13 protein-coding genes are annotated in these 15,477 nt (G+C 74.1%); 3 read left to right on the top strand and 10 right to left on the bottom strand.

Translation table 11 applies throughout. The features are described from left to right. Positions 1-91: 91 nt before the first annotated feature. The 4 genes from AB5J51_RS11465 to AB5J51_RS11450 all read right to left on the bottom strand — a co-directional run bounded on the left by AB5J51_RS11465 (position 92) and on the right by AB5J51_RS11450 (position 3,972). Positions 92-829, bottom strand: a complete 738-nt coding sequence (locus AB5J51_RS11465; protein ID WP_369777633.1) for a ferritin-like domain-containing protein — start codon at positions 827-829, stop codon at positions 92-94. 120 nt (positions 830-949) lie between these two features. Then, positions 950-2,221: a ribonuclease D gene (locus AB5J51_RS11460; protein WP_053788399.1), complete on the bottom strand. Its 1,272-nt coding sequence runs from the start codon at positions 2,219-2,221 to the stop codon at positions 950-952. Between the two features lie 125 nt (positions 2,222-2,346). Then, positions 2,347-3,009 (bottom strand): response regulator transcription factor, encoded by a 663-nt coding sequence (locus AB5J51_RS11455; protein ID WP_007267191.1) that lies wholly within the window; start codon positions 3,007-3,009, stop codon positions 2,347-2,349. A 306-nt stretch (positions 3,010-3,315) separates the two neighbouring features. Next, positions 3,316-3,972 (bottom strand): DUF3000 domain-containing protein, encoded by a 657-nt coding sequence (locus tag AB5J51_RS11450; protein ID WP_053788398.1) that lies wholly within the window; start codon positions 3,970-3,972, stop codon positions 3,316-3,318. A gap of 91 nt (positions 3,973-4,063) precedes the next feature. On the opposite strand from AB5J51_RS11450, the gene hemE reads away from it, so the two are divergent. Beyond that, a complete protein-coding gene (gene hemE, locus AB5J51_RS11445) occupies positions 4,064-5,128 on the top strand; it encodes a uroporphyrinogen decarboxylase (RefSeq protein WP_053788397.1) in 1,065 nt (354 codons plus the stop codon). 222 nt (positions 5,129-5,350) lie between these two features. Here hemE and AB5J51_RS11440 read toward each other — a convergent pair whose 3' ends face one another. The 3 genes from AB5J51_RS11440 to AB5J51_RS11430 form a co-directional block, all read right to left on the bottom strand. Then, on the bottom strand, positions 5,351-5,914 hold the full coding sequence (locus tag AB5J51_RS11440; RefSeq protein ID WP_053788396.1) for a dihydrofolate reductase family protein: 564 nt from the start codon (positions 5,912-5,914) through the stop codon (positions 5,351-5,353). A gap of 108 nt (positions 5,915-6,022) precedes the next feature. Beyond that, positions 6,023-7,405 carry an FAD-dependent oxidoreductase gene (locus tag AB5J51_RS11435; protein WP_369777630.1) on the bottom strand — a complete coding sequence of 461 codons (1,383 nt, stop codon included), beginning with the start codon at positions 7,403-7,405 and terminating at the stop codon, positions 6,023-6,025. 60 nt (positions 7,406-7,465) lie between these two features. Next, on the bottom strand, positions 7,466-8,485 hold the full coding sequence (locus AB5J51_RS11430; protein ID WP_369777629.1) for a DUF4349 domain-containing protein: 1,020 nt from the start codon (positions 8,483-8,485) through the stop codon (positions 7,466-7,468). A 165-nt stretch (positions 8,486-8,650) separates the two neighbouring features. Here AB5J51_RS11430 and hemG point away from each other — a divergent pair, with 165 nt between their 5' ends. Then, positions 8,651-10,120: a protoporphyrinogen oxidase gene (hemG, locus tag AB5J51_RS11425; protein WP_133899676.1), complete on the top strand. Its 1,470-nt coding sequence runs from the start codon at positions 8,651-8,653 to the stop codon at positions 10,118-10,120. A 23-nt stretch (positions 10,121-10,143) separates the two neighbouring features. Next, positions 10,144-10,857: a hydrogen peroxide-dependent heme synthase gene (hemQ, locus tag AB5J51_RS11420; RefSeq protein WP_053788392.1), complete on the top strand. Its 714-nt coding sequence runs from the start codon at positions 10,144-10,146 to the stop codon at positions 10,855-10,857. Positions 10,858-10,988: 131 nt separating this feature from the next. Here the strand turns inward: hemQ and AB5J51_RS11415 are convergent, their stop codons facing one another. From AB5J51_RS11415 to AB5J51_RS11405, 3 genes are all read right to left on the bottom strand, one after another. Next, positions 10,989-12,776, bottom strand: a complete 1,788-nt coding sequence (locus tag AB5J51_RS11415) for an alpha/beta fold hydrolase (protein WP_369777627.1) — start codon at positions 12,774-12,776, stop codon at positions 10,989-10,991. 192 nt (positions 12,777-12,968) lie between these two features. Beyond that, a complete protein-coding gene (locus AB5J51_RS11410; RefSeq protein WP_053788391.1) occupies positions 12,969-14,045 on the bottom strand; it encodes a TIGR04222 domain-containing membrane protein in 1,077 nt (358 codons plus the stop codon). Next, positions 14,042-15,400 (bottom strand): DUF692 family multinuclear iron-containing protein, encoded by a 1,359-nt coding sequence (locus AB5J51_RS11405; protein ID WP_369777626.1) that lies wholly within the window; start codon positions 15,398-15,400, stop codon positions 14,042-14,044. Before AB5J51_RS11405 ends, AB5J51_RS11410 begins: the two co-directional genes overlap by 4 nt. Between the last annotated feature and the right edge of the window lie 77 nt (positions 15,401-15,477).

Raw genomic sequence — 15,477 nt, 5'->3', positions numbered from 1 at the left:
GGAGCGGCGAAGGTCACACTCCGGGGGCGTCGCCGCGGGGGCGCCCCGGGCTGCGCCCGGCCTCCCGGGGCCCCGCCCCGGACCCCGCGCCTCACATGCGGGCGAGGGTGGATTCGGCAGGGGTGGGAAGGGCGGACATCGCCCTGACCAGGGGGGCGGAGGAGCGGATCACGTCCGCGGTGAACCGGCGGCGCCGGATGCCGAGGTGGCGTAGCGCCGGGCCGTGGTCCACGGCGACGACCACGGCCGCCCCCGCGAGCATGGCCTGCCAGGCCAGGGTGGCGGCCCGGCGGGCGGGGGCCGGGAGGGGTGTCAGCGCCTCGTGCAGCCGCCGGCAGTGGAAGGGGACGTGACGCTCCTCGTCCGCGAGGATCCGCCCCGCCACCTCCGCCGCCAGCGGATCGGGGGCCCCGTCCCGCACCGCCCGGTAGTACCCCAGGGCCACCGCCTCCGCCACCATCAGCACCAGCAGTTCCACCCGCAGCCCCAGCAGCCTGCGCAGCCGTACGAACACCGCGTCGCTCCAGTGCCCGTCCAGGGTTCCGGCCCCGCCCGCCGCCAGCAGCAGCGCCAGCATCCGCGCGTGGTTCTGCTCCTCGGCCACGAAGAGCCGTACCGCCTGCGCGTACACCGGGTCCCCGGCCCGGTCCGCCTTGCCGATCAGAGCCGAGCCATCCCCGTCCTCGCCGACCTGGAACCGCTGCAGGCTCCGTACGAGCGCCGGATCGAGTACGGCCCCCCGGCCCCACTCCGGATCCCCGACCGCCGCGCGGCGCTCCCGCTCGGCCTCGAAGTCGCGTACCCATGCCTCGTACCCGTGATTGATCATGTTCAAAAAGCTAGCCAGGTTTGAGCATGTTCAAAAGTGCTTCCGCGCCCCTGTTGCGGAACCGGGACAGGAAGAACCCCCGGCCGGTGGGGCCGGGGGCTCTTTCGGGAAACCGGGGCGTCAGGCGGTCGCGGCCAGGGCCGTGACCAGCGCCGGCGTCACCTGTTCGATCTGCCACGGACGGGCGCCGTAGCCCGCCAGGGCCTGCGCCACCGCGTCCGCCTCGAGCCGCTGCGGCGGCTCCCAGCACAGCCGGCGGACCGTGTCCGGGGTGATCAGGTTCTCCTGCGGCAGGTTCAGGCCCTCCGCGATCGCCGAGACGGCGGTCCGCGCCGCCGCCAGCCGCGCCGCGGCGACCGGGTCCTTGTCCGCCCACGAACGCGGCGGCGGCGGACCCGCCGGGGTCGCACCCGGCTGCGGCAGTGCGTTCTCGGGCAGGGCCTTCGCCCGGTCCACGGCCGCCATCCACTGCTCCAGCTGGCGCCGGCCCATCCGCTGCCCGTACCCGGGCAGGGCCGACAGCGCCTGCACGTTGGCCGGCAGCGCGAGCGCGGCCTCGACGATCGCCGCGTCCCCCAGCACCTTGCCGGGCGACACGTCACGCCGCTGCGCGATCCGGTCCCGGGACTCCCACAGCTCCCGTACGACGGCCATCTGCCGGCGGCGGCGCACCTTGTGCATGCCGGACGTACGGCGCCACGGATCCTTGCGCGGCGGCGCGGGCGGGGCGGCGGCGATGGCGTCGAACTCCTGCCGGGCCCATTCCAGCTTGCCCTGCCGGTCCAGTTCCTTCTCCAGCGCGTCCCGCAGGTCCACCAGCAGCTCCACGTCGAGCGCGGCGTAGCGCAGCCACGGCTCCGGGAGCGGGCGGGTGGACCAGTCGACGGCGGAGTGGCCCTTCTCCAGCGCGTAGCCGAGCACGCTCTCGACCATCGCGCCCAGTCCGACCCGCGGGAAGCCGGCGAGGCGGCCGGCCAGCTCGGTGTCGAACAAGGAGGTGGGAACCATGCCTATTTCGCGCAGGCACGGCAGGTCCTGGGTGGCGGCGTGCAGGATCCACTCGGCGCCGGACAGGGCCTCGCCCAGTGCGGACAGGTCGGGGCAGCCGACCGGGTCGATCAGCGCGGATCCTGCGCCCTCGCGGCGCAGCTGCACCAGATAGGCGCGCTGGCCGTAGCGGTATCCGGAGGCGCGCTCGGCATCGACGGCCACGGGCCCGGTGCCCGCGGCGAAGGCCGCGACCACCCGGGCGAGTGCGTCCTCGTCGGCGACCACCGGAGGGATCCCCTCACGGGGCTCGAGCAACGGAATCGGCGCCTTTTCGACGTCGTCCGGGGGGCCGCCCCCGGTGGTGGTGCGCAGGTCTGCTGCGGTCTCTTGGGCGTCGGTCACCGCTCAAGGGTATCCGCGGATACGGCGCGCCCGTCGCCGGAACGTTCCGTCGACGGGCGCGGGGTGGAGGCTCGGGTGTTTCCCCGGCTTCCCCCGGAGTTTCCCCGGGAGCCGCCGGGCGGGTGTCAGTGGATGATCCCGGTCCGCAGGGCGACGGCGACCATCCCGGCCCGGTCGCCGGTGCCGAGCTTGCGGGCGATCCGGGCGAGGTGGGACTTGACGGTCAGGGCGGACAGGCCCATCGAGACGCCGATGGCCTTGTTGGACTGGCCCTCCGCGACGAGGCGCAGGACCTCGACCTCGCGGCCGGAGAGCTCGCGGTAGCCGCCCGGGTGGCTCGGGGCACCCGGGGGGCGGCGGTGCATACGGGCGGCTGCGGCACCGATGGGGGCGGCGCCGGGCCGGGTGGGGAGCCCGATGTTGGTCCGCGTGCCGGTGACGACGTAGCCCTTCACTCCGCCCGCGAGGGCGTTGCGCACGGCGCCGATGTCGTCGGCGGCGGACAGGGCCAGGCCGTTCGGCCAGCCGGCGGCCCGCGTCTCGGAGAGCAGGGTGAGACCGGAACCGTCGGGCAGGTGTACGTCGGCCACGCAGATGTCGCGCGGGCTGCCGACGCGGGGGCGGGCCTCCGCGATGGACGACGCCTCGATCACGTCACGGACTCCGAGGGCCCACAGATGGCGGGTCACGGTGGAACGCACGCGCGGGTCGGCCACGACGACCATGGCCGTCGGCTTGTTCGGGCGGTAGGCGACCAGGCTTGCGGGCTGCTCGAGAAGAACGGACACCTAGGCCTCCTGGGGGAGTGGCGGGACGGCCGGCTCGGGGAAGGAAGCCGGTGCGAACCGTGCGGATGGTCACTGACTCCTTCGGCACGTCACCCGCCCGGCTTTAGGGAATGATCACGATTTGGTGAGTAACAATTCGGGCAATTCGGACGCACGATCGATCATCGGGTGATCAGAAGCCCACAACGGGCGCCCGGTTCCGACACCCCGCCGCCGACGCTCGATCGGCCGTTCTACGGGGCCCGGTGCATTCGGACGGTGCGCGGAGCCTTTGGGCCGGCCGGGTGCAGCCGTACGGCCCTGCGGCTACGGGTGGTGCGGACCGCGCCGCTGTGGCAGGGAGACCACACCGGTCCCCGAGTCCGTCGGCCCGACCGGCGGCAGCCCCGCGATCTGGCAGAGCAGCTCGCACCACGCCGCCAGGTGCGCCGAGGTGTCCGGCACCCCGCCCACGCCCTCGCGCGGCGTCCACGAGGCTCTGATCTCGATCTGCGTCGCCGGCCGCCGCTCCGCGAGCCCGCCGAAGTAGTGCGAGCTCGCCATGGTCACGGTCCCGCTCGCCTCCCCGTACGCCAGGCCGCGCGCCTCCAGAGCCCCCGTCAGCCAGGACCAGCACACCTCGGGGAGGAGGGGGTCGGCGGCCATCTCGGGCTCGAGCTCGGCGCGAACGAGCGTCACCAGCCGGAAGGTCCCGTGCCAGGCGTCGTGCCCGGACGGATCGTGGAGCAGGATGAGCCGGCCGTCGGCCAGGTCGTCCTCGCCGTCCACGACCGCGGCCTCGAGTGCATAGGCGTGCGGGGCCAGGCGCTGGGGCGGTCTGGTGGGGTCGATCTCGATCCCCGGACGCAGGCGCGCCTTCTTCAAGCCGTCGACCGCGCGTCGGAACGGGAGCGGGACGGAGCTCTCCTTCGCGCTGTCCACACCGTCAGCGCCATCTGAAAATCGTCCCTGAGCCGCAGCCATGCGGGGAAGACTAGGCGGAACGAGCGTCCGTGCGGCGCAGGGACACCCGCGCCGGGCCGGGCACTTCTTCATACGTGCGAAGATTTGGCGCGTGAGCGCCAACGACCGCCCCAAGGGCCAGCCGACTCAGACGTACGATTCCGCCTTCCTGAAGGCGTGCCGGCGGGAGCCGGTGCCGCACACCCCGGTGTGGTTCATGCGGCAGGCCGGGCGCTCGCTCCCCGAGTACCGCAAGGTACGCGAGGGGACCCAGATGCTGGAGTCGTGCATGCGGCCCGACCTGGTCACGGAGATCACGCTCCAGCCGGTCCGCCGCCACAACGTGGACGCGGCGATCTTCTTCTCCGACATCGTCGTCCCGCTGAAGGCCATCGGCGTCGACCTGGACATCAAGCCGGGCATCGGCCCGGTCGTCGCCCAGCCGATCCGCCGCCGCGAGGACCTCGCACAGCTGCGCGACCTCACCCCGGAGGACGTCTCGTACGTCACCGAGGCGATCGGCATGCTCACGGGTGAACTGGGCGCCACGCCGTTGATCGGTTTCGCCGGTGCGCCTTTCACCCTCGCGAGCTACCTGGTCGAGGGCGGCCCGTCGAAGAACCACGAGCACACCAAGGCCCTGATGTACGGCGACCCGGAGCTCTGGGCCGACCTGCTGGACCGCCTCGCGGACATCACCTCGGCCTTCCTCAAGGTCCAGATCGAGGCCGGCGCCTCCGCGATCCAGCTCTTCGACTCCTGGGTCGGCGCGCTCGCCCCGGCGGACTACCGCCGCTCGGTGATGCCGGCGTCGGCCAAGGTCTTGGAGTCCGTCGCCTCGTACGGAGTCCCGCGCATCCACTTCGGCGTGGGTACGGGCGAGCTGCTCGGCCTGATGGGCGAGGCCGGAGCGGACGTCGTGGGCGTCGACTACCGGGTCGCGCTCGACGAGGCGGCCCGCCGGGTCGGCCCCGGCAAGGCGCTCCAGGGCAACCTGGACCCGGCGGTGCTCTTCTCCACCGAGGAGGCCGTGCGGGCGAAGACGGACGAGGTCCTCGCGGCGGCGTCGGGCCTGGAGGGCCACGTCTTCAACCTGGGCCACGGAGTCCTCCCCACCACGCCCCCCGACGCCCTGACCCGCCTGGTCGACTACGTCCACACCCGGACGGCCCGCTGAGCGAAGCCTCCGCCCCGTCACCGGGTGCGCAGCCGCCACAGCAGAGCGGGGGCGACCGCGCTGCCCAGCGCGGTCGAGGCGCCTCCGGGCGACTCCGAGGTCACGGGGGACGACCGCCTGCCCAGCACCTTCACGCACCATGTCGTGGGCTGAGACTTGCCGGTCAGGGGCTTCACTCGTTCGGGTGGTCCGGGCGGTGGTCCGGTCACCCAGGACGGGCGTTCAGCGCCTCGTCTCGTACCTGGTCAGGATCACGCCGCAGGGAAGCGTCCGCGTCTCCACGAGGTTGAGGTTCACCCAGTTGTCCAGTGCGGTGAAGAACGGCGTGCCGCCGCCCACCAGGACCGGCGCGGTGGCCAGCACGTACTCGTCGATCAGCCCGGCCCGCATGGCCGCCCCGGCGAGCGTCGCGCCGCCGATGTCCATCGGGCCGCCGTCCTCGGCCTTGAGCCGGGTGATCTCGGCGACCGCGTCGCCGGTGACCAGGCGGGTGTTCCAGTCGACCTCGTCGATCGTCGAGGAGAACACCACCTTCGACATGTCCCGCCAGCGGCGCGCGAACTCGATCTCCGCCGGGGTGGCGCCCGGCTGCTGGTCGCCGGTCGGCCAGTAGGAGCTCATCGTCTGCCACAGCTTGCGCCCGTACAGCGACAGGTCGGTCGCCGGCAACTGGTCGGACCAGAACTGGAAAAGCTCGTCGCTCGGCACGCTCCAGCCGATGTCGTCGCCGGGCGCGGCGATGTAGCCGTCCAGGCTCAGGTTCATGCCGTAGATCAGTTTCCGCATGGCGCCAGCCTTCCGTGAGTCGGTCCCACGCGTACGGACCGGCGCGCCGCGGGAAACCCATCGGCGCGCGATCTGAGCTCACACGGAGTCCTCGTGTTCGGCGGCGGGTCAGACGTCCGCCGAGCGGACGGCGCTCACCGCCTTGCGGGCCGCGACCAGGACCGGGTCCCAGACCGGGGAGAACGGTGGGGCGTAGCCCAGGTCCAGGCTGACCACCTGGTCCACCGTCATGCCGGCCGTCAAGGCCACCGCCGCGATGTCCACCCGCTTCGCGGAGCCCGCGCCGCCGACGATCTGTACGCCGAGCAGGCGGCCCGTGCGGCGTTCCGCCAGCATCTTGACCGTCATGTCCGCCGCCGTCGGGTAGTAGCCCGCCGTCGTCGTCGAGCTGATCGTCGCCGTGACGAAGCGCAGGCCCGCCGCCAGCGCGTCCTTCTCGCGCAGGCCCGTACGGGCGATCTCCAGGTCGCAGACCTTGCTCACCGCCGTGCCCACCACTCCCGGGAAGGTGGCGTAGCCGCCGCCCACGCCCGAACCGATCACCTGGCCGTGCTTGTTGGCGTGCGTGCCCAGCGGGATGTGCCGCATCCGGCCGGCCACCAGGTCCAGGACCTCCACGCAGTCGCCGCCCGACCAGATGTTCTCGTGGCCCCGGACCCGCATCGAGAGGTCCGTGAGGACGCCGCCGGACTCGCCCAGCGGCAGCCCCGCCGCGCGGGCCAGCGACGTACGGGGCTCCACGCCGATGCCGAGGACCACCACGTCCGCCGGGTACTCGTCCCCCGCCGCCGTGGCCACCGCGCGGACGGCGCCCTGATCGTCCGCGAGGATCTTCGTGACCTCGGCCCCGGACACCGTACGGATCCCCATCCGGTTCATCGCGGCGTGCACCAGAGCGCCCATGTCCGGGTCCAGGGTCGCCATCGGCTGCTGCCCGCGGTGCAGGACCGTGACCTCGTACCCCCGGGCGACCAGCGCCTCCGCCATCTCCACGCCGATGTAGCCCGCGCCGACGACGACCGCCCTGCGGCCCTGCGTCCGCTCCAGCGTGTCTGCCAGCCGCTGGCCGTCGTCCAGGGTCTGCACGCCGTGCACCCCGTGCGCGCCGATCCCGGGCAGCCGGGGGCGGATCGGCCGGGCCCCCGTGGCCAGGACGAGCTTGTCGTAGCCCGTCCAGGATTCGGATCCGGATTCCAGGTCCCGGGCACGGACCCGGCCCCCGGCCAGGTCGAGCTCCACCACCTCAGTGCGCATGCGCAGGTCGATGTCCCGGGCCCGGTGCTCCTCGGGCGTACGGGCGATCAGCTCGTCCCGCCCGGCGACCTGGCCGCCGATCCAGTACGGGATCCCGCACGCCGAGTACGACGTGAAGTGCCCGCGCTCGAAGGCGACGATCTCCAGCTCCGCCGGGCCCTTGAGCCGCCGGGCCTGTGACGCGGCGGACATTCCCGCCGCGTCACCGCCGACCACCACCAGTCGTTCCGTCGCCATCGTCCGCCCCGTCCTCCGCACCGCCATCTCGTACCGAACACGCTACGGCCGAATGCCTGTTCAGTCCCGGACGTCGGTCTTTTCCGTCGGGTCCGCGGACCGCGCCCCCGGTACGGCCGGGACCTTCTCCGGCGTCGGCCCCGCCTTCGGCTTCGCCGGGCGCAGCCGCCGGTACACGCGGAAGCACAGCAGCACGACCGCGGCCGTCACCGCGAACGGCAGCAGGACGGCGACCACCAGGGTCAGGTACCGCACGATCGCCGTGAAGACGTTCCAGCCGCCGCTCAGGGCGCCCAGGAAGCTCGGCTCCTCGTCCTTCGGCTTCTGAGCCGCCTTGGGCGCCGGCTCCGAGACCTCCATCGTGATCGTGCCCATCGAGGTCTGGTCCTTCAGCGCCGTCTGCTGCGCGAGCAGCGACTCCAGGTCCGACTGCCGCTTGCTCAGCTCGCTCTCCAGCATCACCACGTCGCTGAGCGCCGAGGCCTTGTCCATCATGTCCCGCACCCGGGCGACACTGGCCTGCTGCGACTTGACCCGGCTGTCGACGTCCGCGACCTTCTCGGTCACGTCCTGCGCCTCGACCTTGCGGCTGCGCAGCTTCCCGCTGCCCTCCATCGCGCCGAGCACCGCGTCGAAGCGGTCGCCCGGCACGCGCAGCGTCAGCGTGGACGTCATCCGGCCGTCCTCGCCGCGCCTGGTGGACTCGTTGCCCACGTACCCGCCCGCGCCCTCCGCCGCCGTGCGGGCCGCGGCCAGGGCCTTCTGCGCGTCCGCCGTCTCCAGGGCGATCGTCGCCGTACGGATGACGTGCGGACGTACGGCGGCCGGCTGCTGACCGTTCTTGGCCGCGTCGGAGCCCGCGGCCCCCGCGGCCGCCGGGGGAGCCGCCGCTGCCGCCCCCGGCTTGCCCTGGGCCGCGCCCTCCCGGGCGCCGGCCGCGGCCTTGTCGGCCGAGGCCGGGCCGGCGGTGTCCCGGTCGGCGCCGCAGCCCGTGAGCGCGAGGACTCCGGCCAGGGACAGGGCGGCCAGGGCGGCCGCGCCGCGGTGTCTCACGACGGTGCCTCTGGTGATGGTGCGCATCGGTGGTACCCCCCGGGGATCGGCTGATGTCGCCGTTGTGACGTACAGGGTCCCGTCGCGGGTTTCGCTCCGGCGGTCCCGACCCGGTCCCGATGCGGTCACGGTCCGGCCTCGGTGATCGGTACGGGAACGGTCTGAGACGATGTGTCCATGCACGAAGCGGACATGCGTACGGACGACGCGGCAGGCCCGGCGGGCCCGGCGGGCGCGTCGGCCCCGGCCCGGCACGCCGTCGTCATCGGCGGCGGCATCGCCGGCCTCGCCGCGGCCCACCGGCTGCTCGCCGACGGCCTGCGCGTCACGCTCCTCGAGGCGGGGCCGCGCCTCGGCGGCAAGCTGCTCGCCGGCGAGCTCGCCGGCGCCCCCGTCGACCTCGGCGCCGAGTCCGTGCTCGCCCGCCGCCCCGAAGCCCTCGAACTGGCCCGGGCCGTGGGCCTCGGCGAGGCCCTCCAGCCCCCCGCCACCGCCACCGCCCACCTGTGGACCCGCGGCGCGCTGCGGCCCATGCCCCGCGGCCATGTCATGGGCGTCCCCGGCGACCTGGCCCCGCTCGCCGCCTCCGGGGTGCTCTCCGCCGAGGGCCTGGCCCGGATCGAGGCCGAACGCGAGCTGCCGCCCGCCGAGATCGGCGAGGACGTCGCCGTCGGCGAGTACGTCGCCGCCCGCCTGGGCCACGAGGTGGTCGACCGCCTGGTGGAGCCGCTCCTCGGCGGGGTCTACGCCGGCAACGCCTACCGCATCTCCATGCGCGCCGCCGTTCCGCAGCTCTTCGAGGCCGCCCGTACGCACGCCTCGCTGGGCGACGGCGTACGCGCACTCCAGCACCGGGCCGCCGCGCAGCAGCCCGAGCAGGCCGGCCGTCCCGTCTTCTCCGGCATCGACGGCGGCATCGGACGGCTCCCGCAGGCCGTGGCCGAGGCGTGCCGGGCGGCCGGAGCGCGGATCAGCACCGGTACCGCCGTGCGCGAGCTCCTCCGTACGGCCGGGGGCTGGAGGGTCGTCACCGGCGCGGAGGTCATCGACGCCGATGCCGTGGTGCTGGCCGTCCCGGCCGGGCCCGCCGCCCGGCTGCTGGACGGGCACGCGCCGGCCGCGGCCGCCGAGCTGCGGACCGTCGAGTACGCCTCGATGGCCCTGGTGACGATGGCGTTCCGGCGCTCCGAGCTGCCCGCGGTGATCACCGGGGGCGGCGCCAGCGGGTTCCTCGTACCGCCCGTCGACGGCCGGACGATCAAGGCCTCCACGTTCTCCAGCAACAAGTGGGCCTGGGCCGGCGCCGACCCCGGGCTCTTCCTGCTGCGCACCTCGGTCGGCCGGTACGGCGACGAGGGCGACCTGGGGCGGGAGGACTCCGAGCTGGTCGAGGTCTCGCTGCGCGACCTCGGGGAGGCCGTGGGCCTCGCGGCCCGGCCGGTCGCCTCCACCGTCACCCGCTGGGACGGCGGCCTGCCCCAGTACCCGGTCGGCCACCTCGCCCGCGTGGCCCGGATCCGCGGCGCCGTCGCGGCCCTGCCGGGCCTCGCGGTGTGCGGCGCGCTGTACGACGGGGTGGGCATCCCGGCGTGCATCGCGAGCGCCGGCAAGGCCGCCGACGTGGTGAAGGCCACGTTGGGCACCCCTGGCACGGACCACTGATCAGCACACGGGACAATGGACACATGACTGCACCAGAGAAGATTCCCAACGCGGGGAAGAAGGCGAAGGACCTCAACGAGGTCATCCGCTACACCCTGTGGTCCGTCTTCAAGCTGAAGGACGTCCTGCCCGAGGACCGCACCGGCTACGCCGACGAGGTCCAGGAGCTGTTCGACCAGCTGGCCGCCAAGGACATCACCGTCCGCGGCACCTATGACGTCTCCGGCCTGCGCGCCGATGCGGACATCATGATCTGGTGGCACGCCGAGACCTCGGACGAGCTGCAGACCGCGTACAACCTGTTCCGCCGCACCAAGCTCGGCCGCGCGCTGGAGCCGGTGTGGTCGAACATGGCCCTGCACCGCCCGGCCGAGTTCAACAAGTCGCACATCCCGGCCTTCCTGGCCGACGAGGTCGCGCGCGACTACGTCAGCGTCTACCCGTTCGTGCGGTCGTACGACTGGTACCTGCTGCCCGACGAGGACCGCCGCCGCATGCTCGCGGACCACGGCAAGATGGCCCGCGGCTACCCCGACGTCCGCGCCAACACCGTCGCGTCCTTCTCGCTGGGCGACTACGAGTGGATGCTGGCCTTCGAGGCCGACGAGCTGTACCGCATCGTCGACCTCATGCGTCACCTGCGTGCCTCCGAGGCCCGTATGCACGTCCGTGAAGAAGTGCCCTTCTACACCGGACGCCGCAAGTCCGTCGCCGATCTGGTGGCCGGACTCGCCTGATACCTCCCCTGGGGGGAAGGAACCGGAAGACCGCTCTCTTGACTGGGGAGCGGCCTCCGGTGGATCGGGAGGCTGGTCCGGATGACGGCCTGACCCCCGAAACGACGCAGCCGGAGATCCCGCCCGGAAGTTCAGACGACTGGCGGCAGCACGGCCCTGGGTACCTTCCCGGGGGTTCGTGCTGCCCGGTCGTCCAACGACACCGGTGCGGGCTCCGGATGCGGCGCACACGTGACACGCCACCCCGAGGTGTCACCCGTCAGCAAGTACCGCTCCACGTGACGGTCCACGCAGTCATTGCGTCCGCCGACCACTCCGTGGGCCCCGGCCCCCTCCTCCGTGACCAGCGCGGCCCCGTCGCCGAGCCGCCGTTGCAGCTCCAGCGCGCCCGGGTACGGGGTCGCCCCGTCCCGCTCCGCCGCGACGACCAGCGTGCGGGGGATCGCCGCCGGCTGCGCGCCCACCGCCACCGGCTGCTGCCGCTCGGCGACCGGCCAGTACGCGCACGGCAGGTTGAGGAAGGCGTTGGCCCAGGTCTCGAAGGGCGCCCGGCGCGCCAGTTCGGTGTTGTCGCGGTCCCAGGTCTCCCAGTCCGCGGGCCAGGCCGCGTCGTTGCACAGCACCGCCGTGTACACCGCCCGCGCGTTCTCGCGCGCGGCCGCCGACTCCGGGTCCGGGCGGGCTTGTTCGGCCAGCGGGCCCGGATCGCCGGCCAAGAAGGCGCTGAGGGCGGCCGCCCGCTCCGGCCAGACGTCGTCGTAGTACGCGGCCTGCAGGAAGGCGGCCTGGAGCTCGCCGGTGCCGACGGTCCCGTCGGCCGGGGTGCGCGCCACCGCGTCCCGCACGCGCTCGTAGCTCGCCTGCACGGCAGCAGGGGTGGCGCCCAGCCGGTACGCGGCGTGGTGCCGGGCTGCCCAGGCGCGGAAGTCGTACCAGCGGCGCTCGAACCCCGGTGCCTGGTCGAGGTTGTTGAGGTACCAGATGCGGCGCGGGTCGGGGTCGACCGCGGAGTCGAGGACCATCCGGCGGACGTGGCCGGGGTGGAGCGTGGCGTAGACGGCGCCCAGGTAGGTGCCGTACGAGGCGCCCATGAAGGTCAGCTTCTCCTCGCCGAGCGCGGCACGGAGCACGTGCAGGTCGCGGACGTTGTCGAGGGTCGAGTAGTACCGCAGGGCCGCGCCGGCCCGCTGCGCACAGCCGCGGGCGTAGGCCCGGGCGGCGGCGATGCGCTGCTGCTTGTACGCGGCCGAGGGCTCCGCCGGGACCTGGGTGGGGCCCTTCGCCCGGACGGCGGGGTCCTCGCAGGACAGCGGGGCGGAACGGCCGACTCCGCGCGGGGCGTAGCCGACGAGGTCGTAGGCGGCGCCGATGCGCTCCCACTCGGGGAGGTCGCCGACCAGCGGGAAGAACATCCCGGAGGCGCCGGGGCCGCCGGGGTTGTAGACGAGCGCCCCCTGACGCGCGGCGCCACCGCTGCCGGTGGCGGCGACCCGGCTGACGGTGAGGGAGATCTGCGGCCCGTCGGGCCGGGCGTAGTCGAGCGGAACCCGCAGGCTCGCGCACTGCACGCTGGAGGGCAACTCCTCGACGGCGGGGCACGCCCGGAAGTCCAGTCCGCCGGAGCCTCCGGCGGTGGACGGACGGACGGATGCTTCGGTGGGACCGCTGCCTTCGGGCGCCCTGGCTGCGCTCGCGGCGGTCTTGGCCGCCTTCGCAGCACGGCTCGCGACGAGTTCGGCGCCCGCGTTCGCGGCGGCCGTCCGCGCCGCGGAGCCTGCGCGTGAGGCGGCCGCCCCCGCGGCGTGGCCGACGCCGTCCGGGCCGGGGGCGGCCGCATGGGCGTGCGGGGTCGGGATGCACAGGGTGAGGGAGAGGACCGCCGCGGCGACTCCGCAGCGGGCGAGCGGAGTCCGCATCATGGGCCACCTTCATCTCTTCGGATGAGCTGATGAGATGCGCTGGGCGGGGCCCTGTACAGGATCACCGCCGGGTGTCGGCCGCAATCCCCCCGTTGCCCGGGCCGATGCCGCCCGTAGGGCGGGACCCGCGAGCACCCGGACCCCGCCCGGCCCCACCGCCGTGGGGGACTCCGCGTCACCCGGGAATGCCGGTCAGGAGCTGCTGCTGCCGCAGCTCGAACCGGACGAACTGCTGCAACTCGAACTGCTGGAACAGCTGGAGCTGCTGCTCGCGCAGCTGCTGCCGCCGGAAGAGGACCCGCAGCCCGAGCCCGAGGAGGAACAGCTCGACCCAGAGGATCCGCAGCCGGATCCGGTGGATCCGCAGCCGGACCCAGAGCCTCCGCCGCCGTCGCTGCTGCCCGCGCACCACACGACGGGCAGGACCGCGGCGGAAGTCCCGCAGTAGTCCGACGAGGACGAGGACGAGTGCGACGAGGACGAGCCCCGGGGCGCGGAGCGCGACTGCGCGGCCGCCAGCCGGGTGCTGCGCGCGGCCGGCACCAGCTGCTCCCGCAGGTACGGGTCCCGCAGGCCGCGCAGCCCGTACAGGGCGGTCTGCACGTGCGGGGTCTGGTCGTTCAGGTACTGCGTGCGGATCTCGCGCAGCGCCGCCTGCCCCGCCGGGGTGAGCCGCTGCCTGGCCCGGGCGGCGAGGGCGCATCCCATGACGATCCCGCCCATCAGCGCGGGGAACACCTTGATGGCGAACGGCACCTGCGGGCCGGAATCGAGCGCCAGCGCCACGAATGTGAGGGGCAGCGAGAACACCACCCACACCGCGCACACCACGACCTGGGCGAGCGCCCAGCGCCGCCATTTCCGCCCGGAGCCGGGCGCGGCGAGCAGCCCGCGCGCGGCCAGCGCGTCCCCGGTCTCCTGGACGGCGGGGTCGATCATGGCGGCGTACCGCACCTGGTAGAGCCAGCCGGACGGAGCCTGCCGCAGGGCCTCGAGCACGGCCCGCTCGGCGGTGTCGCCGGCCCGCGCGCCGGGGCGGACCTGGACGATCCCGGGACCGCCGACCACCAGCCGGCCGTCCCCGAGCATCGAGACGAGCGCGCAGTCCACGACCGCGCCGGGGCCGCCGGCCATGAACGCGGCCTCGGACAGATCGTGCAGGCGCGGGGCCGGACCGGCCGACGGCGGGCGGGAGCGCCGGATTCCGCGGAGCAGCAGGACGGTGGAGACGACGACGGCGATCCAGATCGCGACGGCGAGTACGTTCATGCCGCACGCCCCACGAGGGTCCGGGCCCAGCGCACGATCCGGCGCGGCGGCCGCGCCCCGACCCGGTCCCGCCACCAGGAGGTGAGCCGGCGGCGGGCCGCGGGGTCGGCGGGCAGGTCCTGGATCAGCAGGTGCTCGGCGAAGTCGAGGGCGTCGCGCCGGTATCCGGCGGTCATGGGCCGGTTGCGGGCGTACGCGAGGAAGGCCTCGCGGTACGGGTCCTCACCCCCCAGGACCCCGGGCAGCTCGGGCGCGAGCTTCGCGACGACCCCGGCCCGCTTCGCGGCCAGAGCCCGCGCCTGCACCCGTACGCGCTGCCGGTCGAACCCCTCGGGCACGGGCGTCCCGGCCACGAGCGCCGACAACAGCGCCCCCTGCTCCAGCCCGACCCGGATCCGAGCCCGCTGATCCGGCCCGGCCGGCTCTTCACCCTCCAGCGTCGCCGGCGTTCGAGGCGCGGGGTCCGGGGCGGAGCCCCGGGTGGAGGTCCCTCCCGGACGGAGTCCGGGGGAGGCGGAAGGGCGGGCAGGGGACGGCCCCGCAGGGCCCACCACCCCCCGAATGGCGGCCAGTTCCCCGGCCAGCTCCGCCTCCGCCGGAAAATCGTCGTCCCGCTCCAGCAGCACGCCCGCCGGCTCCACCCGGTTCCGCAGCTCCGCCAGGATGTCCAGCACCACCGCCGGCACCGGATGGGCATGCGTGTCGTGCCACACCCCGCCCCGCTCCACGCCCCCGGCGACGTGCACGTACGCCAGCGCCTCCAGCGGGATCGCGTCCAGCACGGCGAACGGGTCCTCCCCCCGGTTCACCCGGTTCGTGTGCAGGTTGGCGACGTCGATCAGCAGCCGGACCCCCGTCCGCTCCACCAGCTCCGTCAGGAACCGGGCCTCCGTCAGCTCCTCCCCGGGCCACGGGATCAGCGCGGCGATGTTCTCCAGCGCCAGCGGCACCGGCAGCGCGTCCTGCGCGATCCGGACGTTCTCGCACAGCACGTCCAGCGCGTCCCGCGTCCGCTGCACGGGCAGCAGATGACCCGCCTCCAGCGCCGGCGATGCCGTCCGGACGAACGCGATGTGCTCGGTGACGAGCGGCGCCCCCAGCGCCACCGCCCGCTCCCCGAGTGCGGCCAGCTTCTGCGCGTCGGGCCGATCAGCGCCGCCGAGTCCCAGCGAGACCCCGTGCGGTACGACACGCACCCCGCGCTCGCGCAGCCGCAGCAGTGATGCGGGCAGGTGGCCGGGGCAGATGTTCTCGGCCACCACCTCGACCCAGTCCAGGCCCGGCAGCCGCTCCACCGCGTCAGCGATCTCCGGCCGCCAGCCGATGCCCACCCCCAGGTGCGCCATGGTCTCCATGTCCCCTCGCCCCCTCTCGTCGGTCGTGTGCCGATGTGATGGCCCCGACGGAGTCAGGCCAACCGCGGAGAGGGACG

This window comes from Streptomyces sp. R33, assembly GCF_041200175.1.
GTDB classification, from domain to species: Bacteria; Actinomycetota; Actinomycetes; order Streptomycetales; family Streptomycetaceae; genus Streptomyces; species Streptomyces katrae_B.
This window is presented reverse-complemented; position numbering and strand designations above follow the sequence as displayed.